The organism is Pseudomonas sp. NFPP07 (genome assembly GCF_900115645.1).
Classification (GTDB): Bacteria; Pseudomonadota; Gammaproteobacteria; order Pseudomonadales; family Pseudomonadaceae; genus Aquipseudomonas; species Aquipseudomonas chlororaphis.
This window is the reverse complement of sequence record NZ_FOXG01000006.1, coordinates 340925-365241: the sequence shown is the minus strand read 5'-3', so window position 1 is coordinate 365241 and position 24317 is coordinate 340925. Positions and strand designations below refer to the sequence as shown.

At 63.4% G+C, this 24317-nt stretch carries 19 protein-coding genes; 13 read left to right on the top strand and 6 right to left on the bottom strand.

Annotated features, from left to right (window positions below; genetic code table 11):
* Positions 1-113: 113 nt before the first annotated feature.
* Positions 114-1598 (bottom strand): sodium/proline symporter PutP, encoded by a 1485-nt coding sequence (gene putP, locus BM019_RS17570; protein WP_009041859.1) that lies wholly within the window; start codon positions 1596-1598, stop codon positions 114-116.
* A 461-nt stretch (positions 1599-2059) separates the two neighbouring features.
* On the opposite strand from putP, the gene putA reads away from it, so the two are divergent.
* Both putA and BM019_RS17560 read left to right on the top strand, forming a co-directional pair.
* Positions 2060-6013: a trifunctional transcriptional regulator/proline dehydrogenase/L-glutamate gamma-semialdehyde dehydrogenase gene (putA, locus tag BM019_RS17565; RefSeq protein WP_092419053.1), complete on the top strand. Its 3954-nt coding sequence runs from the start codon at positions 2060-2062 to the stop codon at positions 6011-6013.
* A 277-nt stretch (positions 6014-6290) separates the two neighbouring features.
* Positions 6291-8093, top strand: coding sequence for an acyl-CoA dehydrogenase (locus tag BM019_RS17560; RefSeq protein ID WP_092419051.1), 1803 nt, complete (start codon positions 6291-6293; stop codon positions 8091-8093).
* 101 nt (positions 8094-8194) lie between these two features.
* Here BM019_RS17560 and BM019_RS17555 read toward each other — a convergent pair whose 3' ends face one another.
* Both BM019_RS17555 and BM019_RS17550 read right to left on the bottom strand, forming a co-directional pair.
* Positions 8195-8497: a cell division protein ZapA gene (locus BM019_RS17555; RefSeq protein ID WP_009041856.1), complete on the bottom strand. Its 303-nt coding sequence runs from the start codon at positions 8495-8497 to the stop codon at positions 8195-8197.
* On the bottom strand, positions 8494-8724 hold the full coding sequence (locus BM019_RS17550; protein WP_007926810.1) for a hypothetical protein: 231 nt from the start codon (positions 8722-8724) through the stop codon (positions 8494-8496). Before BM019_RS17550 ends, BM019_RS17555 begins: the two co-directional genes overlap by 4 nt.
* A gap of 280 nt (positions 8725-9004) precedes the next feature.
* On the opposite strand from BM019_RS17550, the gene BM019_RS17545 reads away from it, so the two are divergent.
* The 4 genes from BM019_RS17545 to BM019_RS17530 all read left to right on the top strand — a co-directional run bounded on the left by BM019_RS17545 (position 9005) and on the right by BM019_RS17530 (position 17482).
* Positions 9005-10630: a methyl-accepting chemotaxis protein gene (locus BM019_RS17545; protein ID WP_009041855.1), complete on the top strand. Its 1626-nt coding sequence runs from the start codon at positions 9005-9007 to the stop codon at positions 10628-10630.
* 211 nt (positions 10631-10841) lie between these two features.
* Positions 10842-12584, top strand: coding sequence for a potassium/proton antiporter (locus BM019_RS17540; RefSeq protein WP_007926822.1), 1743 nt, complete (start codon positions 10842-10844; stop codon positions 12582-12584).
* 35 nt (positions 12585-12619) lie between these two features.
* Positions 12620-15970: a mechanosensitive channel MscK gene (gene mscK / locus BM019_RS17535; RefSeq protein ID WP_092419049.1), complete on the top strand. Its 3351-nt coding sequence runs from the start codon at positions 12620-12622 to the stop codon at positions 15968-15970.
* Between the two features lie 48 nt (positions 15971-16018).
* On the top strand, positions 16019-17482 hold the full coding sequence (locus tag BM019_RS17530) for a protein adenylyltransferase SelO (protein WP_092419047.1): 1464 nt from the start codon (positions 16019-16021) through the stop codon (positions 17480-17482).
* A 3-nt stretch (positions 17483-17485) separates the two neighbouring features.
* Here the strand turns inward: BM019_RS17530 and BM019_RS17525 are convergent, their stop codons facing one another.
* Both BM019_RS17525 and BM019_RS17520 read right to left on the bottom strand, forming a co-directional pair.
* Entirely contained in the window at positions 17486-17887 is a 402-nt protein-coding gene (locus BM019_RS17525) for a helix-turn-helix domain-containing protein (protein ID WP_009041852.1), read from the bottom strand.
* Entirely contained in the window at positions 17884-18180 is a 297-nt protein-coding gene (locus BM019_RS17520) for a type II toxin-antitoxin system HigB family toxin (protein WP_092419045.1), read from the bottom strand. The genes BM019_RS17525 and BM019_RS17520 overlap by 4 nt, the downstream gene beginning before the upstream one ends.
* Before the next feature lie 236 nt (positions 18181-18416).
* On the opposite strand from BM019_RS17520, the gene trxC reads away from it, so the two are divergent.
* The gene (gene trxC / locus BM019_RS17515) at positions 18417-18851 is read left to right on the top strand and encodes a thioredoxin TrxC (RefSeq protein ID WP_062823885.1); all 435 of its coding nucleotides are present in this window, start codon (positions 18417-18419) and stop codon (positions 18849-18851) included.
* A gap of 38 nt (positions 18852-18889) precedes the next feature.
* Here trxC and BM019_RS17510 read toward each other — a convergent pair whose 3' ends face one another.
* Complete coding sequence (locus BM019_RS17510; protein ID WP_009041850.1) at positions 18890-19660, bottom strand: ParA family protein; 771 nt, start codon at positions 19658-19660, stop codon at positions 18890-18892.
* A 357-nt stretch (positions 19661-20017) separates the two neighbouring features.
* Between BM019_RS17510 and BM019_RS17505 the strand changes: the two genes are divergently transcribed.
* Genes BM019_RS17505 through BM019_RS17480 form a run of 6 tightly spaced genes read left to right on the top strand, consistent with a single transcriptional unit; the run spans position 20018 to position 24257 of the window.
* Positions 20018-20749, top strand: coding sequence for a beta-ketoacyl synthase chain length factor (locus tag BM019_RS17505; protein ID WP_037004440.1), 732 nt, complete (start codon positions 20018-20020; stop codon positions 20747-20749).
* A complete protein-coding gene (locus BM019_RS17500) occupies positions 20725-21540 on the top strand; it encodes a lysophospholipid acyltransferase family protein (RefSeq protein ID WP_062823887.1) in 816 nt (271 codons plus the stop codon). The genes BM019_RS17505 and BM019_RS17500 overlap by 25 nt, the downstream gene beginning before the upstream one ends.
* Positions 21515-21775, top strand: a complete 261-nt coding sequence (locus tag BM019_RS17495) for a phosphopantetheine-binding protein (RefSeq protein WP_007926834.1) — start codon at positions 21515-21517, stop codon at positions 21773-21775. Before BM019_RS17500 ends, BM019_RS17495 begins: the two co-directional genes overlap by 26 nt.
* Positions 21776-21784: 9 nt before the next feature.
* A complete protein-coding gene (locus BM019_RS17490; protein ID WP_007926835.1) occupies positions 21785-22039 on the top strand; it encodes an acyl carrier protein in 255 nt (84 codons plus the stop codon).
* On the top strand, positions 22036-22581 hold the full coding sequence (locus tag BM019_RS17485; RefSeq protein WP_062823888.1) for a COG4648 family protein: 546 nt from the start codon (positions 22036-22038) through the stop codon (positions 22579-22581). Before BM019_RS17490 ends, BM019_RS17485 begins: the two co-directional genes overlap by 4 nt.
* Entirely contained in the window at positions 22578-24257 is a 1680-nt protein-coding gene (locus BM019_RS17480) for an acyl-CoA synthetase family protein (protein WP_092419043.1), read from the top strand. Before BM019_RS17485 ends, BM019_RS17480 begins: the two co-directional genes overlap by 4 nt.
* The last annotated feature ends 60 nt before the right edge of the window (positions 24258-24317 follow it).

Below are 24317 nucleotides of genomic sequence, written 5' to 3'. Positions count from 1 at the left end.
GTCAGGTCGTGTCGGGAGCTTCCACGGCGCGGACACGCCCATAAAAAAGCCCGCATCCCAGGGAATGCGGGCTTTTCGAATCACTGCTGGGTTAGCGCCTCAACGGCTCCCGATCAGTGGTTGAGCTTGTAGTCTTTCTCGGCCGCCTCGAAACGCTGGACCATGCCGGCGCTCGGTGCGCTCATCTTGCTCACCAGCAGGATGGCCAGGCTGGCGAAGATGAAGCCCGGGATGATTTCGTACAGGCCCAGCACATTGAAGTGCTTCCACAGGATCACGGTCACGGCGCCGACGATGATGCCGGCCAGCGCGCCGTCGCGAGTCATGCCTTTCCACAGTACCGAGATCAGCACCACAGGACCGAAGGCCGCGCCGAAACCGGCCCAGGCGTAGCTGACCAGGCCCAGTACGCGGTTTTCCGGGTTGGCGGCCATGGCGATGGCGACCAGGGCAACCAGCAGCACCATGGCGCGACCGACCCACACCAGCTCCAGCTGGGAAGCATGTTTACGCAGGAAGGCTTTGTAGAAGTCTTCGGTCAGGGCACTGGAGCACACCAGCAACTGGCAGCTCAGGGTGCTCATCACCGCCGCCAGGATGGCCGACAGCAGCACACCGGCGATCCATGGGTTGAACAGCAGCTTGGCCAGTTCGATGAACACACGCTCGTGGTTCTCGGTCACGGGACCGGCCACTTCCGGGTGCGCCGAGAAGTAGGCGATACCGAAGAAGCCCACGGCCACGGTGCCGCCCAGGCACAGGATCATCCAGGTCATGGAGATGCGACGGGCGTTGGCGATCGACTTGACCGAATCCGCGGCCATGAAGCGCGCCAGGATGTGCGGCTGGCCGAAGTAGCCCAGGCCCCAGCCCATCAGCGAGATGATGCCGATGAAGGTGGTGTTTTTCAGCATGTCGAAGTTGCTTGGGTCCTGGGCTTCGATCGCCAGGAAGGTGGTGTCGACGCCACCGGTGGCCAGCAGCACGATGATCGGCGTCAGCAGCAGGGCGAAGATCATCAGAGTGGCTTGTACGGTGTCGGTCCAGCTCACTGCCAGGAAACCACCAACGAAGGTGTAGGCGATGGTCGCCGCGGCACCGGCCCACAGGGCGGTCTCGTAAGGCATGCCGAAGGTGCTTTCGAACAGACGGGCACCGGCGACGATGCCGGAAGCGCAGTAAATGGTGAAGAACACCAGGATCACGATCGCGGAGATGATCCGCAGCAGCCCGCTCTTGTCCTCGAAGCGGCTGGAGAAATAGTCCGGCAGCGTCAATGCATCGCCGTTGTGTTCGGTTTGTACTCGCAGACGACCGGCGACGAACAGCCAGTTCAGGTAGGCACCGACGATCAGGCCGATGGCGATCCAGCTCTCGGACAGGCCGGACATGTAGATGGCGCCCGGCAGGCCCATCAGCAACCAGCCGCTCATGTCGGAAGCACCGGCGGAAAGCGCGGTCACCACGCTACCCAGGCTGCGGCCACCGAGGATGTAGTCCGAAAGGTTGTTGGTAGAGCGATAGGCCATGAAGCCGATCAGCACCATAGCTGCGATGTAGATCACGAACGTGATCAAGGTTGGATTGCTTGCACTCATTGAGTTACGCCCTGGCTTTGTTTTTATGTAGCGGCGGTCAGCACCACCGCTTTCAAACGGCTACGTTTGAGAGACGGCTGGGTACTCCGCGCATTTATGACTGATGTTTCCCCAGGAAAGCCATCAGCCGATGAACCGGTCGCGAGGGCCGGTTGCACCTTGGGCGCGAATGCTATTCAACAACTCAAAGAAGGTGCAACCTGTTTCGCGAGAATAAGTTGCACCCAAGCGATTTTTCCGGCGAACGCCGCGTTTTTGCTCCTTTTTGGAGCAAAAACCCATCGCGACAGAATTAAAAGCACCAAGCAGAAGCGCCGCCCAGGGACCGGAAATTAATTCCTGATGAGCTGCCAATTATTCCGATAAAAAACAGGTTGCACCCGGTTGCACCTCTCTCGGCTCACGGCTAATCTTGCCGCCAGCTGATGCCACGCAACCGTGGTAAACATGAGGATAAAAATATGGCTACCACCACCCTTGGGGTCAAACTCGACGACCCGACCCGCGAACGCCTGAAGGCTGCCGCGACCTCGATCGATCGCACGCCGCACTGGCTGATCAAGCAGGCAATTTTCAATTACCTGGAAAAACTCGAGGGTGGTGCAACCCTGACCGAGCTGAGCGGTTCGACCCGCACCGACGGCGATGACGCTGGCGAAGTGCAGACCGACCACGCTCACCAGTGCTTCCTCGAATTCGCCGAAAGCATCCTGCCGCAATCGGTGCTGCGCGCTTCGATCACCGCTGCTTATCGCCGCCCGGAACCGGAAGTGGTGCCGATGCTGCTGGAGCAGGCGCGCCTGCCGGCCACCATGGCCGAAGCCACCAACAAGCTGGCCGCGACCATCGCCGAAAAACTGCGCAACCAGAAGAGCGCCGGCGGCCGTGCCGGTATCGTCCAGGGCCTGCTGCAGGAATTCTCCCTGTCGTCCCAGGAAGGCGTGGCCCTGATGTGCCTGGCCGAAGCCCTGCTGCGCATCCCGGACAAAGGCACCCGTGACGCGCTGATCCGCGACAAGATCAGCACCGGCAACTGGCAGCCGCACCTGGGCAATAGCCCGTCGCTGTTCGTCAACGCGGCCACCTGGGGCCTGCTGCTGACCGGCAAGCTGGTCGCCACCCACAACGAAGCCGGCCTGACCTCGTCCCTGAGCCGCATCATCGGCAAGAGCGGCGAGCCGATGATCCGCAAGGGCGTCGACATGGCCATGCGCCTGATGGGCGAGCAGTTCGTCACCGGCGAAACCATCGCCGAAGCCCTGGCCAATGCGAGCAAGTTCGAAGCCAAGGGCTTCCGTTACTCCTACGACATGCTCGGCGAAGCGGCACTGACCGAGCACGACGCGCAGAAATACCTGGCGTCCTACGAGCAGGCCATCCATTCGATCGGCAAGGCGTCCCACGGTCGTGGCATCTATGAAGGCCCGGGCATCTCGATCAAGCTCTCGGCCCTGCACCCGCGCTACAGCCGCGCCCAGTACGAGCGCGTGATGGACGAGCTGTACCCGCGCCTGCTGTCGCTGACCCTGCTGGCCAAGCAATACGACATCGGCCTGAACATCGACGCCGAAGAAGCCGACCGCCTGGAGCTGTCGCTGGATCTGCTCGAACGCCTGTGCTTCGAACCGCAGCTGACCGGCTGGAACGGCATCGGCTTCGTGATCCAGGCCTACCAGAAGCGCTGCCCGTACGTGATCGACTATGTGATCGACCTGGCGCGCCGCAGCCGTCACCGCCTGATGATCCGCCTGGTGAAAGGCGCCTACTGGGACAGCGAGATCAAGCGCGCCCAGGTCGAAGGCCTGGAAGGCTATCCGGTCTACACCCGCAAGGTGTACACCGACGTGTCCTATATCGCCTGCGCCCGCAAGCTGCTGTCGGTACCGGAAGTCATCTACCCGCAGTTCGCCACCCACAACGCCCACACCCTGTCGGCCATCTACCACATTGCCGGTCAGAACTATTACCCGGGCCAGTACGAATTCCAGTGCCTGCACGGCATGGGCGAACCGCTGTACGAACAGGTAGTAGGCAAGGTTGCCGATGGCAAGCTGAACCGTCCGTGCCGCGTGTACGCCCCGGTCGGCACCCACGAAACCCTGCTGGCCTACCTGGTACGCCGCCTGCTGGAAAACGGCGCCAACACCTCGTTCGTCAACCGCATCGCCGACCAGTCGATCTCCATCCAGGAACTGGTGGCCGACCCGGTCAGCCAGATCGAGCAGATGGCGACCCTGGAAGGCGGCTTCGGCCTGCCGCATCCACGCATTCCATTGCCGCGCGACCTGTACGGCAGCGAGCGCGCCAACTCCGCCGGCATCGACATGGCCAACGAACACCGTCTGGCGTCGCTGTCCTGCGCCCTGCTGGCCACCGCTCACAACCACTGGAAAGCCGCGCCGATGCTCGGTTGCGCCTCCAGCAGCGAAACCCCGGCGCCGGTCTTGAACCCGTCCGATCACCGCGACGTGGTCGGCCACGTACAGGAAGCCACGGTCGAAGACGTCGACAACGCCATCCAGTGCGCGCTGAACGCCGCGCCGATCTGGCAGGCCACGCCGCCGGCCGAGCGCGCCGCGATCCTTGAACGCGCCGCCGACCTGATGGAAGGCGAGATCCAGCCGTTGATGGGCCTGCTGGCCCGCGAAGCCGGCAAGACTTTCGCCAACGCCATCGCCGAAGTGCGCGAAGCCGTGGACTTCCTGCGCTACTACGCGGTGCAGGCGCGCAACGACTTCAGCAACGACGCGCACCGCCCACTGGGTCCGGTGGTCTGCATCAGCCCGTGGAACTTCCCGCTGGCGATCTTCAGCGGCCAGGTCGCCGCCGCCCTGGCCGCCGGTAACCCGGTACTGGCCAAGCCGGCCGAACAGACGCCACTGGTCGCCGCACAAGCGGTGCGCCTGATGCTCGAAGCCGGCATTCCGGAAGGCGTGCTGCAACTGCTGCCGGGCCGTGGCGAAACCGTCGGTGCCCGCCTGGTCGGCGACGATCGGGTCAAGGGCGTGATGTTTACCGGTTCCACCGAAGTCGCGCGCCTGCTGCAACGCAACGTCGCCGGCCGCCTGGACGCCCAGGGCCGGCCGATCCCGCTGATCGCCGAAACCGGTGGCCAGAACGCGATGATCGTCGACTCCTCGGCCCTGACCGAACAAGTGGTGATCGACGTCGTCTCCTCGGCCTTCGACAGCGCCGGCCAGCGTTGCTCGGCCCTGCGCGTGCTGTGCCTGCAGGAAGACTCCGCCGACCGCGTGATCGAAATGCTCAAGGGCGCCATGGCGGAAAGTCGCCTGGGCAACCCGGAGCGCCTGTCCGTGGACATCGGCCCGGTGATCGACGCCGAAGCCAAGGCCGGCATCGAGAAACACATCCAGGCCATGCGCGATAAAGGCCGCAGCGTGTATCAGGTAGCGATCGCCGATGGCGAAGAGGTCAAGCGCGGCACCTTCGTGATGCCGACCCTGATCGAGCTGGAAAGCTTCGACGAGCTGCAACGGGAGATCTTCGGCCCGGTGCTGCACGTGGTGCGCTACAAGCGCAAGGACATCGACCAGCTGATCGCGCAGATCAACGCTTCCGGCTACGGCCTGACCCTGGGTGTGCACACCCGCATCGACGAGACCATCGCCAAGGTGATCGACAACGTCAACGCCGGTAACGTCTACGTCAACCGCAACATCGTCGGTGCCGTGGTCGGCGTGCAGCCATTCGGCGGCGAAGGCCTGTCGGGCACCGGCCCGAAAGCCGGCGGCCCGCTGTACCTGTACCGCCTGCTGTCGACCCGTCCGACCGACGCCATCGAGCAGTCGTTCGCCCGTGGCGACGCCCTGAACGCCCCGGACGTGCGCCTGCGCGATGCCATGAGCAAGCCGCTGAACGCTCTGCAAGCCTGGGCCGACAGCAACAAACTGGCGGACCTCAGCGCCCTGTGCGTACAGTTCGCGGCGCAGTCGCAGAGCGGTGTCACCCGCGTGCTGGCGGGCCCGACCGGCGAACGCAACAGCTACGCCATCCTGCCGCGTGAACACGTGCTGTGCCTGGCGGAAGTCGAAGGAGACCTGCTGACTCAACTGGCTGCGGTCCTGGCCGTGGGTGGTTCGGCGGTCTGGCCGGAAGGCGAACCAGGCAAGGCGCTCTACGCCCGCCTGCCTGCGGAGGTGCAAGCGCGCATCCAGCGCGTGGCCGACTGGACCAAGGACGACGTGGTGTTCGATGCGGTCCTGCATCACGGCGACTCCGACCAGCTGCGCGCGGTCTGCCAGCAAGTGGCCAAGCGTGCCGGCGCCATCGTCGGGGTTCACGGCCTGTCGCAAGGCGAAACCTCGATTGCCCTGGAACGCCTGGTGATCGAGCGCGCCTTGAGCGTCAACACCGCGGCGGCCGGCGGTAACGCCAGCCTGATGACCATCGGCTGAAGCCGATAGTCAGCGGCATGAAAAAGGGCGCCCTCACCGGCGCCCTTTTTTTTGCCCGATGCAATCCCCTGTAGCCGCTGCCGCAGGCTGCGATAAGTCCCGCAGGGACTTCGGCGACAATGAAATCGCTACGGCCGTTCCGACCGATCGCAGCCTTCGGCAGCGGCTACAGGGGCTGTGCCTGTTTGGCATCTTTATCACCCGCATCAATCTTGCTGTTCAGTGTTTATTCACCCGCCTAGACTCGGCGCATTCCCTATAAAGCAGGTAGGCCGCCATGTCCGAGACGTTGCTCAGTTCCCGCAATCTGGCTTTCGAGCTGTATGAAGTCCTCGATGCCGAGGGCCTGACCCAGCGCGAGCGATTCGCCGAGCACAACCGGGAAACCTTCGACGCCGCCCTCGGCACCGCGCGCAGCATCGCCGAGAAATTCTTTGCCCCGCACAACCGCAAGGGCGACGAAAACGAGCCGCGTTATGAAGACGGCAAGGCGATTCTGATTCCGGAAGTCAAACCCGCGGTCGATGCCTTTCTCGAAGCTGGCTTCCTCAACGCCGCGCGCAGCTTCGAGGCCGGCGGCATGCAGTTGCCGACGCTGTTGTCCCAAGCCTGCTTCGCACACTTCCAGGCGGCCAACGCAGCCTCCACCTCCTACCCGTTCCTGACCATGGGTGCGGCCAACCTGATCGAAAGCTTCGGCACTGAGGAGCAGAAGCAACGCTTCCTGCAGCCGATGATCGACGGGCGCTTCTTCGGCACCATGGCCCTGACCGAACCCCATGCCGGCTCGTCGCTGGCGGATATCCGCACCCGCGCCGAACCGGCGGCGGACGGCACCTACCGGCTCAAGGGCAACAAGATCTTCATCTCCGGCGGCGATCACCCACTGTCAGAAAACATCGTGCACATGGTGCTGGCCAAGCTGCCGGACGCGCCGGCTGGGGTGAAAGGCATCTCGCTGTTCATCGTGCCCAAGTTCCTGGTCAACGACGACGGCAGCTTGGGCCCGCGCAACGACGTGCTGCTGGCCGGGCTGTTCCACAAGATGGGCTGGCGCGGCACCACCTCCACGGCGCTGAACTTCGGCGATAACGGTGAGTGTGTCGGCTATCTGGTGGGCAAGCCGCACCACGGCCTGAGCTACATGTTCCAGATGATGAACGAGGCGCGGATCGGCGTCGGCATGGGCGCGGTGATGCTCGGCTACGCCGGCTACCTGTACTCCCTGGAATACGCCCGCGAACGCCCGCAAGGTCGCCTGCCGGACAGCAAGGACCCGCATACCGCGCCGGTGTCGATCATCCAGCACGCCGACGTCAAGCGTATGCTGCTGACCCAGAAGGCCTATGTCGAAGGCGCTTTCGACCTCGGCCTGTACGCCGCGCGGCTGTTCGACGACACCACCACCCTGGCCAGCGAAGACCAGCGCAAGCAGGCCCACGAACTGCTGGACCTGCTGACGCCCATCGTCAAATCCTGGCCCTCGGAGTTCTGCCTGAAGGCCAACGAACTGGCGATCCAGATCCTCGGCGGCCACGGCTACACCCGTGAATACCCGGTGGAACAGTACTACCGCGACAACCGCCTGAACCCGATCCATGAAGGCACCCACGGCATCCAGTCACTGGACCTCCTGGGGCGCAAGCTGGCGCAGAACGGCGGTGCGGGCCTGAAACAACTGATCCGCCTGATCGCCGACACCAGCGAGCGGGCCCAGGCCCACGACGCCCTGACGGCGCTGCGCCAACCGCTGGAAAAGCTGGTGGCGCGCCTGCAAAGCGTGACCCTGGGCCTGCTCAGCGACCTGGCCCAGGGCAAGGTCAACAGCAGCCTGGCCAACTCGGCGCTGTACCTGAAAGCCTTCGGTCATGCGGTGATCGGCTGGCGCTGGCTGGAACAGGCGATTCGCGCGCAGGAAGGCCTGGCCAGGGGCAACCCGGCGGATGTGGGTTTCTACAAGGGCAAGCTGCAGGCGGCGCGTTACTTCCTGACCTGGGAAGTGCCGGCCTGTCATCACGAGCTGGCCTTGCTGGAAGCGCGGGACGATACCTGCCTAGGCATGCAGGACGAGTGGTTCTGAAGTGCTAAAAGCATCGCGAGCAATCGAGCGCCGCCCGGCTGCTCGCGAAAACAATCAGTCCGACACAACCGCAACGGCGTTGCAGGTTGTGGGTAAACCTATCAGTTCTGGCTGATGGTCTTGGAGATCACTTCGACCGTGGCGCTGACTTGCTCTTGGTAACGGTCGAGCTCCTGCTGATGACGCTTTTGCATCTCGAGCTGCTGGGAGCACAGGTTCATCGCCGCCAGCACCAGCAAGCGGTCACCGATCAGCGTCGGGTATTTCTTCTTGGTCTCGGCCAGGGTGGCCTTCAACATCAACGCGGCGTCCAGCAGGGTCTGCTCTTCCCCGGCCGGCGCCTTGATCGAGTAGTCCTCACCGAGAATCGAGACGACTTTTACCCCGTCGGCACCCTGCCTCATGCGCTGACAGGACCGGCGCTGACGCGCTCGACCAGGGCCTGGATGCGGGCCGCGGTGGCGCCTTGCTTCTCTTCCTGTTCCATCAGGCTCAGTTGCAGGCTTTCGTTCTCATCCTTGGCCTGGGCCAGTTCTGCCTTGAGGGTTTCGTTCGTGCCCGACAGTTCCTGGTTCTGTTGCACCAGGTCACTGACAAGCTGTTCCAATTGGCTTAGGGATGCTTCCAACATTTTGATTTTCCGAGCATTTTTCAAAGGGCGCGTACGATAAAGAAAAGTCACCCCGGATGCCAGATTTTCCCGGCGCAACGCCTTGATTTGCCTGGCAGGTGACCTTGCCTGCGAACTTTAAAGACTGTCATTCCCCCATCTGGTTCCTGACACTTCGTCGCCCATCAGATCTTTCTGAAACTCTCGCTCCTGCTTCAAGAATCCATTTTTCCGCGCGATAGGTCTGGGGAGCCCTATCAACCACCGCGGCATGGATTGCGCATTCTCGAGGTAGATCCCCATGTCTCTTCGCAACATGAACATTGCACCGAGGGCATTTCTCGGCTTTGCATTCATCGGCTGCCTGATGCTGTTCCTGGGCATCTTCGCCCTGAACCAGATGAGCAAGATTCGCGCGGCGACCGTCACCATTTCCACCGACAACATGCCTAGCATCCAGAGCATCGATGAGTTCACCCAGCAAATGCTGCGGCTGCAGGTGCTGTCCTATCGCCTGGTGATCAACCGCGGTCCCGAGGTGCAAGCCAAGACCCGCGAGTCGCTCGAACTCGGCAACCAGCAGATCGAAAAGATCCGCACCACCTATGAAAAGCTGGTCAGCAGCCCGGAGGAAAGCGAGGCCTACGACCACTACCTCAAGCTGCTGGCCGAATACCGCAAGCTCGAAGAGCGCATCAAAGAGCTGTCGCGCAACAACCAGCTGGGTGAGCTGCAAGAGGTGCTGAACAACGAGTTGATGAAGAACTCGCAGCAGATCAACAAGGTTCTGAACCTGCTGGTACAGATCAACAGCCAGCGCTCCAAGGACGCCAACGAGCAGGCCGCCGAGGAATACGCTTCGGCATTCAACCTGGTAGTCGCCCTGCTGGTTCTGTCCACCACCCTGACCGTGGTGTTTGCCTGGTTGCTGACCCGCAGCATTACCCAACCCATCGCCAGCGCCTTGCATGCCGCGGAACACATCGCCGAAGGCGACCTCACCCAAAGCATCCGGGTCAACGGGCGCGACGAACCCGGACGCCTGCTGCAGGCCATGGCGAGCATGCAGGAAAAACTGCGCCAGACCTTGTTGCATATTTCCGGCTCCGCCAGCCAGTTGGCTTCCGCCGCGGAAGAACTGAACAGCGTCACCGACGAAAGTGCCCGCGGCCTGACCCAGCAGAACAACGAAATCGAACAGGCCGCCACCGCCGTGAACGAGATGACCTGCGCCGTCGAGGAAGTCGCGCGCAACGCCGTGAGCACCGCCGAGGCCTCGAACGACGCCACCCAGTCGGCCAGCGAAGGCCGCAACCTGGTGCGCGAGACCGTCAGCGCCATAGAGCTGATGAGCAGCGAAGTGCAGAGTTCGGCCAACAGGATCAGCGAACTGGCCGAGGAATCGCGCGACATCGGCAAGGTGCTGGACGTGATCCGCGGCCTGGCCGACCAGACCAACCTGCTGGCCTTGAACGCCGCGATAGAAGCCGCCCGGGCCGGCGATGCCGGACGCGGGTTCGCCGTGGTCGCCGATGAAGTGCGTGCCCTGGCCCACCGCACCCAGCAGTCCACCAGCGAAATCGAGCGCATGATCGGCAGCATCCAGAGCGGCACCGAGCACGCCGTCGAGTCGATGCGCACCAGCACCGAGCGCGCCGACTCGACCCTGAGCATCGCCCGCGGCGCCGGCGGTGCCCTGGACACCATCAACACCGCGGTCAACGAAATCAACGAGCGCAACCTGGTCATCGCCAGCGCCGCCGAGGAGCAGGCCCTGGTGGCCCGCGAAGTGGACCGCAACCTGGTGAACATCCGCGACCTGTCGGTGCAATCGGCCACCGGCGCCAACCAGACCAGCGATGCCAGCCACGAGCTGTCACGCCTGGCCGTGGACCTGAACGGCATGGTGGCGCGGTTCACCCTGTAATAAGCCGCCAATAGCGCTGATCGCCACCTGCGCCAGCCACTACGGAACGCCATGAAGTCCGTCGGTGGCCGGTGCCAGGCGACGCTTTTCCGCCGCCTGTAAACAAGCGCAAAAGCTTTTTGACAGCATCGTATTTCAACAGGTTAGAATCGCTGGCACGCAGACTGCATGGTCAGTTTGTGCCCGCCTTTCTGCTTCTGGAGTACTGCCTTTGAATGCGACGACCATCAACAGCCTGTTCTTGATCGGCGCGTTGCTGGTAGGTGCGAGCATTCTGGTGAGTTCCCTTTCGTCCCGCCTCGGTATCCCGATCCTGGTGATCATCCTGGCCGTGGGCATGGCCGCCGGCGTCGACGGTGGCGGCATCATCTTCAACAACTATCCGACGGCTTACCTGGTGGGTAACCTCGCACTCGCGGTGATCCTTCTCGACGGCGGCCTGCGCACCCGGGTCTCGAGCTTTCGCGTGGCCTTGTGGCCCGCCTTGTCGCTGGCCACCGTCGGCGTGATGATCACCACCGGCCTGACCGGCATGGCGGCCGCCTGGCTGTTCGACCTGAACCTGATCCAGGGCCTGCTGATCGGCGCCATCGTCGGCTCCACCGACGCCGCGGCGGTGTTCTCGCTGCTGGGCGGCAAGGGCCTGAACGAACGGGTCACCGCCAGCCTGGAGATCGAGTCGGGCAGTAACGATCCGATGGCGGTGTTCCTCACCGTGACCCTGATCGACATGCTCGCCAGCGGCCAGACCGGCCTGCACTGGAGCCTGCTGGGGCATCTGCTGCGCGAGTTCGGCATCGGCGGCCTGATCGGCCTGAGCGGCGGCTGGCTGATGCTGCAACTGGTGAACCGCATCAACCTGGCCACCGGCCTGTACCCGATCCTGGTGATCGCCGGCGGCCTGGTGGTCTTCGCCCTGACCAACGCCCTGCACGGCAGCGGGTTCCTCGCGGTGTACCTGTGCGGCCTGGTGATCGGCAACCGCCCGGTGCGCAGCCGGCACGGCATCCTGCATATGCTCGACGGCATGGCCTGGCTGTCGCAGATCGGCATGTTCCTGGTGCTGGGCCTGCTGGTCACGCCCCACGACCTGTTGCCCATCGCCCTGCCGGCGCTGGGCCTGGCGCTGTGGATGATCCTGTTCGCCCGCCCGCTGTCGGTGATGGTCGGCCTGTTGCCGTTCAAGGCCTTCCACGGCCGTGAGAAAGCCTTTATTTCCTGGGTCGGCCTGCGCGGCGCGGTACCGATCATTCTCGCGGTGTTCCCGTTGATGGCCGGGCTGCCCGAGGCCCAGCTGTACTTCAACCTGGCCTTCTTTATCGTGCTGGTGTCCCTGCTGGTGCAAGGCACCAGCCTGCCGTGGGTCGCCAAGCTGCTGAAAGTCACGGTGCCACCGGAGCCGGCGCCGATCTCCCGCGCCGCCCTGGAGGTGCATGTCACCAGCGAATGGGAGCTGTTCGTCTACCGCCTCGGCGCGGAAAAATGGTGCATCGGCGCGGCGTTGCGCGAGCTGAAAATGCCCGAAGGCACCCGTATCGCTGCCCTGTTTCGTCACCAGCAACTGCTCCATCCGTCGGGTAGTACGGTGCTGGAAGCCGACGATTTGCTCTGCGTCATCGGCCATGAACACAACCTGCCGGCCCTTGGAAAACTCTTCAGCCAGGCGCCGCAACGGGGCCTCGATCTGCGCTTCTTCGGCGACTTCGTTCTCGAAGGCGACGCCCAGCTGGGCGCGGTTTCGGCGCTGTACGGGCTCAAGCTCGAAGGGCTCGATCCGGACATGCCGTTGAGCCGCTTCATCACCCAGAAAGTGGGGGGTGCTCCAGTGGTCGGTGACCAGGTGGAATGGAACAACACCATCTGGACGGTTGCCGTGATGGAGGGGAACAAGATCAGCAAAGTGGGCGTCAGATTCCCCGAAGGAAGTCGCCCGGGCCCCGGACTCTTCCTCTAAACTGCCTAACTTCTCATCCAGCTTGACCGGTCTCTATGCCAACCCTGCGTACCCTTTTCGCCATTGCCCTGCTGGGCCTGAGCCTTTCTGTCGGCCCACTGCAAGCGGCCGAGCCGCCCAGTGCCGAGTCCGTCCAGCAGAGCCTGGATAAAATCGCCGAGCGCAAATTGCCTGAGGCCGATCAAAAGGCCCTGCAAGCGGTGCTGCAACAGACGCTGACCCTGCTGTCGAACAAGCAGGATTACGAACAGCGCCTGAACGACCTCAAGCAGCAGCTGAGCAATGCCCCGCGCCAGACCAGCGAAAACCAGCGCGAGCTGACCCGCCTGAAAGCCACCAAGGTGGTGCCGGTGGCCCAGCGCTACGCCAACCTGCCGGTGTCGCAGCTCGAACAACTGCTGACCGAACGCACCACCCAGCAGGGTGACATGCAGAAAGCCCTGGCCGAGGCCAACAGCCTGGCCATTACCGCGCAGACCCGCCCCGAACGCGCCCAGGCCGAGATCAGCAGCAGCCAGACCCGCACCCAGCAGATCAATACGATCCTCAAGAACGGCAAGGACTCCGGCAAGCCGATCAACGCCGACCAGCGCAATCAGCTCAATGCCGAACTGGCGGCGATCAACGCGCTGATCCCGTTGCGCCGCCAGGAGCTGGCCGGCAACAGCCAACTGCAGGACCTGGGCAACAGCCAGCACGACCTGCTGATGGAAAAGACCGCGCGCCTGGAGCAGGAAATCCAGGACCTGCAGACCCTGATCAACCAGAAGCGCCTGGCCCAGTCCCAGGAAACCGTCACCCAGCAATCGATCGAAGCGCAAAAGGCCGGCAGCAGCAGCCTCCTGGCCACTGAAAGCGCGGCCAACCTGAAGCTCTCCGACTACCTGCTCAAAAGCACCGACCGCCTCAATGAGCTGACCCAGCAGAACCTGCAGACCAAGCAGCAACTCGACAGCGTGACCCAGAGCGATGCCGCGCTGGACGAGCAGATCAGCGTGCTCAAGGGCAGCCTGCTGCTGTCGAAGATCCTCTATAAACAGAAGCAGGCGCTGCCGCACCTGCGGCTCGACCGCGACCTGGCGGACCAGATCGCCGACATCCGCCTGTATCAGTTCGAGGTCAACCAGCAACGCGAGCTGATCAGCAGCCCCAGCGGCTATGTCGATAACCTGCTGGCCACCCAGCCGTCCGAGCAAATCACCCCGCAGCTGCGCAAAACCCTGCTGGACCTGGCCATCACCCGTGCCGACCTGCTGGAACGCCTGAGCCGCGAGCTGAGCGCCCTGCTCAACGAATCCATCACCCTGCAGCTCAATCAGAAGCAACTGCTGAGCACCTCGCAAAGCCTGCGCGCGACCCTCGACGAACAGATGTTCTGGATTCCCAGCAACAAGCCGCTGGATGCCGAATGGCTGCAAACCATACCGCTGCGCCTGGAAAAACAGGTCACCACCCTGCCCTGGTCGTCCAGCCTGAGCGAGCTGGCCGACGGCCTGGCGCAACGGCCGCTGCTGTTCCTGCCATTGCTGCTCCTGATCGCGGCCCTGCTGTGGCGGCGCAAGAACCTGTACCTGCGCCTGACCAAGGTTCACAAGGACATCGGTCACTTCAAGCGCGACAGCCAATGGCACACGCCGCAGGCGATCCTGGTCAACATCCTGCTGGCGATGCCGGTCGCCCTCGGCCTGGCGCTGTGCGGCCTGGCCTTGCAGATCGACGCCCGCGGACAGAACGCCAACCTCGGCGCGGCGCTGTTGCAGATGGCCCAGGCCTGGCTGGTGTTCTATACCGCCTACCGGATCCTCGCCCCCGGCGGCGTGGCGGAACTGCACTTTCGCTGGGAAAAGCCCCAGGTCGAGTTCCTCCAGGGCTGGATCCGCCGCCTCGGGCTGGTGGTCATGGCCCTGGTGGCCGTGGTCGCCGTGGCCGAACATCAACCGGCGGCGCTGGCCGATGACGTGCTCGGCATCGCCGTAGTCCTGACCTGCTACGCCCTGATGGCCTGGCTGCTCAGCCGCCTGCTGCTGAGCAGTCCGACGCACCAGAACGCCTCGCTGTTCCGCAAGGCGGTGGCGGTGCTCTTCACCGCGCTGCCGATCGCCTTGTTCATCGCGGTGTGCTTCGGCTACTACTACACCGCGCTGAAGCTCAGCGACCGCCTGATCAATACCCTGTACCTGCTGATGTTCTGGCTGGTGATCGAAGCCACTTTCGTCCGCGGACTGAGCGTCGCCGCCCGGCGCCTGGCCTACCAGCGTGCCCTGGCCAAACGCCAGGCCGCCAAGGAAAGCGGCGACGGCGAAGCGGTGGTCGAAGAGCCGACCCTGGACATCGAGAAGGTCAACGAACAGTCCCTGCGCCTGATCCGCCTGGCCCTGCTCGGTGGTTTCATCGCCGGGCTGTACTGGGTCTGGTCCGACCTGATCAGCGTGTTCTCCTACCTGGACAACATCACCCTCTACGAATACACCAGCGGCACCGGCGCCAACATGAGCATGGTGCCCATCAGCATCGGCGACATGCTCGGCGCGCTGATCATCGTCGGCATCACCTTCGCCCTGGCGCGCAACCTGCCGGGGCTGCTGGAGGTGCTGGTGCTGTCCAGGCTGAACCTGGCCCAGGGCAGCGCCTACGCGACCACCACGCTGCTGTCCTATGTGATTGCCGGCGTCGGCTTCGTCTCGACCCTGTCGACCCTCGGCGTCAGCTGGGACAAGTTGCAGTGGCTGGTGGCTGCGCTGTCGGTGGGCCTGGGCTTCGGCATGCAGGCGATCTTCGCCAACTTCATCTCCGGCATCATCATCCTGTTCGAGCGGCCGGTGCGCATCGGCGACACCATCACCATTGGCAACCTGTCGGGCACGGTGAGCAAGATCCGCATCCGCGCCACCACCATCACCGACTTCGATCGCAAGGACATCATCGTCCCGAACCAGACCTTCATCACCGGGCAACTGATCAACTGGTCGCTGACCGACACCGTCACCCGGGTGACCCTCAAGCTCGGCGTCGACTATGGCTCGGACCTGGACCTGGTCAAGGAACTGCTGCTCAAGGCGGCCCGCGATAACCCGCGGGTACTGAAAGAACCCGAGCCCCATGTGTACTTCCTCAACTTCGGCGAAAGCACCCTGGACCACGAACTGCGCATGCATGTGCGCGAGCTGGGGGACCGCAACCCGGTGCTCGACGAGGTCAACCGCTTCATCAACCGCGAGTTCAAGAAGCAGCACATCAACATCTCGTTCCGCCAGATGGAGGTCTACCTGAAGAACCTCCATGGCCAGGAATACAAGATGGTGCCCATCGAGCCGGAGACCAAGACCATTGTTCCGCTGCCCGACGGCAAACCGCTGCAGGAACCGCCTCCCAGCAGGCTCGACTAAGGACGCTATCCCTAGCAGAATGCTCGGACATTCTGCTGGAGATGGCCGTTGAAAGCCCTCGACGAACTGACCTTCGACAATCGCTTCGCCCGCCTGGGCGATGCGTTCTCAACCCATGTACTGCCCGAGCCGATCGACCGCCCACGCCTGGTGGTGGCCAGCCCGGCGGCCATGGCGCTGCTGGACCTGGACCCCGAGGTCGCGCAAAGCCCGGTGTTCGCCGAACTGTTCGGCGGGCACAAGCTGTGGGCCGAAGCGGAGCCCCGGGCGATGGTTTATTCCGGGCATCAGTTCGGCTCCTATAACCCTCAGTTGGGCGATGGTCGCGGCTTGCTGCTGGGCGAGGTGTACAACGCCGCCGGCGAGCACTGGGACCTGCACCTCAAGGGCGCCGGCCAGACCCCCTACTCGCGCATGGGCGATGGCCGCGCCGTACTGCGTTCGTCGATCCGCGAGTTCCTGGCTTCCGAGGCGCTGCACGCCCTGGGTATTCCAACCACCCGGGCGCTGTGCGTGATCGGCTCCGACACCCCGGTCTGGCGCGAGAAACAGGAGCGCGCGGCGATGCTGCTGCGCATGTCGCCCAGCCATGTCCGCTTCGGCCACTTCGAATACTTCTATTACACAAAACGCCCCGAGCAGCAGAAACAGCTGGGCGAGCACGTGCTGGCCATGCACTTTCCCGCGTGCCTGGAGCAGCCGGAACCTTACCTGGCGATGTTCCGCGAAGTGGTCGAGCGCAATGCCGAACTGATCGCCAAATGGCAGGCCTACGGTTTCTGCCACGGGGTGATGAACACCGACAACATGTCGATCCTCGGCGTGACCTTCGACTTCGGGCCATTCGCCTTCCTCGACGATTTCGATGCGCATTTCATCTGCAACCATTCCGATGACCAGGGGCGCTACTCGTTCAGCAACCAGGTGCCGATCGGCCAGTGGAACCTCAGCGCCCTGGCCCAGGCGCTGACGCCTTTCATCAGTGTCGAGGCCCTGCGGGAAACCCTCGGCCTGTTCCTGCCGTTGTTCCAGGCCCATTACCTGGACCTGATGCGCCGCCGCCTCGGCCTGACCAGCGCCGAAGACGAGGATCAGAAGCTGGTGGAACGGCTGCTGCAACTGATGCAGGGCAGCGGTGTTGACTACAGCCTGTTCTTCCGCCACCTGGGGGATGAGTCGACGGAACTGGCCGTGGCCCGGCTGCGCGACGACTTCGTCGACCGCCAGGGCTTCGATGCCTGGGCCGATCTGTACAAGGCCCGGGTCGCCCGTGATCCGGTCCAGGGTCAGGAGTTGCGCCGGGAACGCATGCACGCCGTCAACCCGCTGTACATCCTGCGCAATTACCTGGCACAGAAGGCTATCGACGCCGCCGAACAAGGGGATTACTCCGAGGTGCGCCGCCTGCACGCGGTACTGAGCAAGCCGTTCGAACAACAGGCCGGCATGGACAGCTACGCCGAACGACCGCCCGAATGGGGCAAGCACCTGGAAATCAGTTGCTCGTCCTGACCCTCAGATAAAGACCTCGGCCGAAACACCGAAGCGCTCGGCCAGCCAGCGGATCTGCCGCAGGTTGAGCTGGCGCTTGCCGCTCAGCACTTCGGAAACCACCGACTGCGCGCCTACGCCTGGCAGATCGCTCTGGGTCAGGCCATGTTCGCGCATCAGGGAGCGCAAGACGTCAACACCACTGGCTATCGGCATCGGTCGATGCTCTTCGTCGTAGGCTTCGATCCAGTCGCCGATGATGTCCACCAACGAAGTCACTGGATGGTTCTCGTCCTCTCCCATGAGATCCAGCAGTTCATCCAGCGCCGCGACCAATGCATCGTAATCGGCTTCGGTCTTGGGTTTACGCAACACAGGCGCCACGAAATGCCAATGATCCGCCGCCTGCTTCACCAGAACGTTCATCTGGTTTCCTCCTTCCACCTGCCTTTGTCGTATTCGTGATGGTCCAGCACGTGCCTGATATAGAGACGTCGTACTTCATAACGCACCACGGCGATGATTCGTAACTTGTTGCCACCAATATCGAAGACGTGAAACGCCCCCACTTTGTCGGTGGCCGGAAATACCGCCTTGATGGCTGCAAAATCGACCGGATTGAGGCTTTTGACTTTTCTGTACCAGGTTTCCAGAGCATTGGCCGATTGTGGCCAGCGGCTCTTGGCCTCCCAGATTCGTTTGGCGGTGATGATATGCATGCAATGTCCCTATCGCATATTGCTATAGACGGTAGTGTCGGAAGCGCGCCATAGCAAGTTGCTATGCGCCTGAACAGACCAACGGCATAAACCCGCGGCTCCGTTTCAGCCTAGATTCGCCAGCCGCCACGCAGCTCAAAGATGTATGAAGGAATGCAACAGACCCGCCCCTCGCTTGATAAACCCCGCGCCAGACTCCAGATAACGCCCATCGCCCACTCTCCTGGAGCCCCCTCATGTCCGATCCACTGCTAATCCCCTGCCCTCACTGCAACGGCCTCAACCGCATCCCCGCCGAGCGCCTGGGCGACCAGCCCAAATGCGGACGCTGCAAAGGCCAGGTATTGCTGAACCAGCCTTTCGAGCTGAAACAAGGCGACTATTCCAGCCAGATCAAGGGCGACCTGCCGTTGCTGGTGGATGTCTGGGCGGATTGGTGCGGGCCGTGCAAATCCTTCGCGCCGGTGTTCGAGCAGGCGGCGGCGCAATTGGCAGGCAAGTGCCGGCTGGCCAAGCTCGACAGTGAGGCCAACCAGCAATTGTCGGCGCAGTTGGGAATTCGCTCGATCCCGAGCCTGATTCTGTTCAAGAACGGACGGGAAGTGGCACGCCAGAGTGGCGCCTTCCCGTTACCGCAACTGATGAGCTGGCTGCGCAGCCAGGGCATCTGACCGCTATTTCAAAAGTGCCTTGAACCCTAGGAAGAAGGTCAGGCGCTTTCCAGCAGGTTGTGTAGGTCGACGAACTGCTGGGTCAGCTTGTGCCGGGGGTCGAGGTGGATCAGCGGCAGGCTGGCCTGGTGGGATTCGCGCATGCGCACCGAACTGGCCAGGTACACCGGCAATACCGGCAGGCCCTCGGCGATCAGTTCATCGAGCATTTGCTGGGGCAGGCTGGCGCGAGCCTGGAACTGGTTGACCACGATGCCTTCGACCTGCAAATCCTCGTTATGGTCGTCCCTGAGTTCTTCGATTTCCGCCAGCAGGCCGTACAGCGCCTGACGGGAAAAGCTGTCGCAGTCGAAAGGAATCAATACGCGATCGGCGGCAATCAGCGCCGAAACCGCATAGAAATTCAAGGCTGGCGGGGTGTCCAGGTAGATCCGGTCGTAGTCCTCGGCCAACTCGTCCAGCAGTTTGCGCAGCTTGTTGATCTTGTGCTTCGCCTCAAGCTTGGGCTGCAGATCCGCCAGCTCGGCGGTGGCCGTCACCACATGCAGGTTGTCGAACGGCGTTTCGTAGATATCGACCTGGTTCTTCTTCGAGAACGGTCCGGAAGACAGGGTCTGCTTGAAGAAGTCGGCGATCCCCATGGGGATGTCGTCGCCGGTCAGGCCGGTGAGGTATTGAGTGGAGTTGGCCTGGGCATCCAGGTCCACCAGCAACGTGCGATACCCCTCGCTGGCGCTTACGGCCGCCAGATTGCAGGCAATGCTCGACTTGCCGACTCCCCCTTTCTGATTGAACACCACGCGCCGCATGTCAGAACCTCCCTGCATCAAAGATCACCGAGTGTAGTAGCCAGTACCGCCGCTTCGCTACCTCGCTGACGGCAGACCGCCAAACCAGTTCCAGCGGCCAGAATCGGCCTAGGCTTTCTTGTAAAGTCTCCGTGCTCCCGACCTGCACTCTCCGATAATGGCCAAATGACACTTTTCATCTGTCGGATTTGTCATTTTCCAGCTATCAGATTTGTCACTTTCACTGGACAAAACATAACCAATGTTTGCTACAAGCCAGTCACACCGGGATAATGCGCGCCACTCGGCTGTAGCTCCGTGCCAGGTGAGTCTGCGATCGAAACGCCTGACCACGTCAAGTAAGCCCGCAGGGGCGGGATGAATTTTCAAGTGATCAACTTCAACATCGCCCAATGGCGCGCGTGGGCCCCTGGGCTCGAAAGCGTGGACGATTGGCAGGCCTGGAGCCGACAACCGGTCGTGCTCCAGAGCAGTGATGCGGCCCCGGACGTGTCGTTTCTACCGGCCATGCAGCGCCGGCGCCTCAGCCGTCTGGCGCGCATGGCCTTCAGCGTGGGCTGGCCGCTGGCCGAAGGCCTGGAACAGCTACCGTTGGTCTTTATTTCCCGGCATGGCGAAACGCCGCGCACCTTCGACATCCTCAGCGACCTGGCGGCCGACCAGCCGTTGTCCCCGACCCAGTTCAGCCTCTCGGTGCACAACGCGGTGATCGGCCTGTGGTCGATCATGCGTGGCGAAACCAGCGAAATGACCGCCCTCGCCGCTGCCGGCGACGGCCTCGAACACGGCATGCTAGAGGCCGCGGCGCTGCTTGAGGAAGGCGCCCCGGCGGTGCTGCTGGTGGTCACCGAAGAGCAGCCGCCCGCCGCCTATGCCACCTGGATCGACGACGTGCCCTTCCCCTATGCGGTCGGCCTGTTGCTGACCCCCGGCCAGCAGTGGCAACTGACGCTCGGCACCGCCACCGAGGGAGCGCCGCGCGCCGAGTGGCCCCATGCCCTGAATCTCTTGCGTACCCTGCTCGGCGAGCAAACCTTTTGCCAACATGCCTGGAAGAACCGTGTATGGAACTGGCAACGCAACCTGTAAATACAAAGCCCCGCGACGCCTACTACTGGCGTCTGATCGCCACCGCGGCAAGCTTCGCCTTGTTCGGCCTCGGTGGCCTGTGCCTGCGCCTGGTGATTTTCCCGCTGCTCGCCTGCCTGCCCGGCGACGCCGAAGCGCATCGCCAGCGCGCGCGTCGTACCATCGGCCGGCTGTTCTGGCTGTTCATCCGTTTCATGGCCCGCAGCGGCGTGCTGACCTATGAAGTCGAAGGCGCACAAAAGCTCGGCCGCCCCGGACAAATGATCATTGCCAACCACCCATCGCTGATCGACGTGGTCTTTCTCATCGGCCTGGTGCGCAACGCCAACTGCGTGGTCAAGCAGAGCCTGTGGCAGAACCCGTTCACTCGCGGCCCGATACGCGAAGCCGAATACATCAGCAACGACGGCAGCATGGACATGCTCGACGCCGCCGGCGAAGCCCTGCGCAACGGCCAGACCCTGGTGATCTTCCCCGAGGGCACCCGAACCCAGCCGGGCCAGGCGCCGGCCTTTCATCGGGGGGGCGCGGCAATCGCCTTGCGGGGTGCGAGAATCATCACCCCGGTGGTGATCAAGGTCAGCCCGACCACCCTGACCAAGGCCGAACCCTGGTATCGCATCCCGATGCGCCGCGTGCACTTCAGTTTTCGCGTCGGAGCCGATATAGACCCGTATGCCTTTGCCGCCCAAGGCCCCGCGCCGCAGGCCTCGCGCAAGCTCAACGATTATTTGCATCACTACTTCATTAAGGAGCTCGCCGAAGATGAGCGATCTGCACCAGGAAATTAAAATGCTGATCATCGATGCCCTGGGCCTCGAAGACATCAGCGTGCAAGACATCGGCAACGAGCAGACGCTCTTCGGTGAAGGCCTGGGCCTGGACTCGGTCGACGCCCTGGAGCTGGGCCTGGCGATCCAGAAACGCTACGGCATCAAGATCGACGCCGACGCCAAGGACACCCGCAATCACTTCACCAACGTGGCGAGCCTTGCGGCGTTCGTCACTGCAAAACAGGCAGCTTGAGACCGGACCATGCAAACTCGTGACGACATCTTCAACACCCTGCGTGATGCCCTGGTGGAACTCTTCGAACTGGAACCGGAACGCGTAAGCCTGGAATCCAATCTGTATCAGGACCTGGAAATCGACAGCATCGACGCCGTCGACCTGATCGATCACATCAAGCGCAAGACCGGCAAGAAAATCGCCGCCGAGGAATTCAAGTCGGTGCGTACCGTCAATGACGTGGTCGAGGCGGTATACCGTCTGGTCCAGCCGGCCGCATGAGCCGGCTGATCGGCCTTGGCCTGCTGCTGGCGGGCCTGTTGTATCCCTTTGCGGTGTATTTCGGCATGGAGCATTTCGCTCCCTGGCAGTTCGGCCTATTGCTCGGCGGCCTGTGGCTGGCCCGGGCGCTGACCGGCGAACGGCGTCCCGGCAGCCTGTGGATGGCGGGCGCCGCCCTGGTCTTCTGCCTGCTGCTGGCGCTATTCGATAACCCGCTGTTGCTGCGCTGGTACCCGGTGCTGATCAGCGGCTTCATGCTCACGCTGTTCGGCCTGAGCCTGAAATACGGCCCGCCGGTGGCTGAACGCCTGGCTCGCCTCAGCGAGCCTGCGCTGCCGGAAAAGGCGATTCGCTATACCCGCCAGGTGACTGTCGCCTGGAGTGTGTTTTTCCTCTGTAACGGATTGCTCGCCGCGGCCCTGACCCTATGGGCGCCGCTGAGCTGGTGGACGTTGTACAACGGCCTGATCTCCTACGGGTTGATGGGTTTGCTGTTTGCCATTGAATGGCTGTTACGACAACGCGTACGAGGCCGCGCATGAATTGGATAAAGCTTGAGCAACTGCTGCTCAAGTCGTTGCCGGAACGGGCCGTCACGCTCGAACCGGCACTCGATCACAGCCACCTGCGGCACCAGGCCCTGAGCCTGGCCGCGGGTTTGCAGGCCAGGGGCGTACAGCGCCTGGCCCTGCACCTGGAAGATGCAGCCGAACTGGCCATCGCCCTGCTCGGTGCCTGGCGCGCCGGGGTCAGCGTACTGCTGCCCGCCGACCTGCAACCGCAGACCCGGCAACGCTGGGCGACCCAGGTCGATCTGTGGCTGACCGACCAGCCGGGCGATGCCCACTTGGCCGACTTCGACCAGCCGCCATTGCCCGCCGTCGAACTTGATCTCGACGGCTGCCGCCTGAGCCTGTGCACCTCCGGCTCCAGCGGCGAACCCAAGCGCATCGACAAATCCCTGCGCCAGCTGGCCAACGAAGTCGAGGCCCTGGAGCAACTGTGGGGCGAGGGATTGGGCCAGGCCTGCATCATCGGCAGCGTCGCCACCCAACATATCTACGGCCTGCTGTTCCGTGTGCTCTGGCCGCTCTGCGCCGGGCGCACCTTCGTCCGTCGGCAATTGCCGTTCCCGGAAGACCTGCAGCGCGCCAGCCGCGAACACCCGGCCTTTGCCTGGGTCGCCAGCCCGGCCTTGCTCAAGCGCATGGGCGACAACCTCGACTGGCCGGCCCTGAGCCCGGTGCGCCGGGTGTTTTCCTCTGGCGGCGCGCTGCCTGCCGACGCCGCGCAAGGCCTGCACCAGCGTCTTGGACAATGGCCAACGGAAATCCTCGGTAGCTCGGAAACCGGCGGCATCGCCTGGCGCCAGGGCGACAGCCTGTGGCAAGCCTTCGCCGGGGTCGAGCTGAGCCAGGACAGCGACGGCGCCCTGCTGATCGCCTCGCCCTACCTGCCGACCGGGCATGTCGAACACACCGCCGATGCCGCGCGCATCGCCGCCGATGGGCGTTTCGAGCTGCTCGGGCGTCTGGACCGGATCGTCAAGCTGGAAGAAAAACGCATTTCCCTGCCGATGCTGGAACAGGCCCTGGCCGAGCATGCCTGGGTCGCCGAAGCGCGCCTTGGGGTGGTCCGGGAAAACCGCGCTTCCCTCGGCGCGCTGCTGGTCCTCAGCGAACAAGGCCTGCACGCCTTGCGCAATCAGGGTCGCAGGGCCCTCACCCAAGCGCTGCGCCAGCACCTGAGCCAGCATTGCGAGGCCCTGGCGCTGCCGCGCCGCTGGCGCCTGCTGCGCCAGTTGCCCCTGAACAGCCAGGGCAAGCTGCCCCAGGCCGACATCGAAGCCCTGCTGCTGGCCCCGCGCCCACGGGCGCCGGAAGTGCTGGAACAGCTCGAGGCCGACGGCGAATGGAGCCTGCAACTGGCGATCCCACCGGACCTGGCCTACTTCAGTGGCCACTTCCCCCAGACCCCGGTGCTGCCGGGCGTGGTCCAGGTGGACTGGGCATTGGCGCTGGGCCAGCAGTTGCTCGATCTGCCGGGGCGCTTTGCCGGCATGGAAGTGCTGAAGTTCCAGCAACTGGTGCGCCCCGGCGACCAGGTGCAATTGCACCTGCGCTTCGATCATGAGCGCGGCAAACTCTACTTCGCCTATCGCAATGACACCGCCGCCTGCTCCAGCGGCCGCATCCTGCTGGAGAACGCCTGTGGATAAGTTATGGGCGCCAGGCGAGCGCAGCCCCCAGCGGCTTTTTGTAGTCGCTGCCGAAGGCTG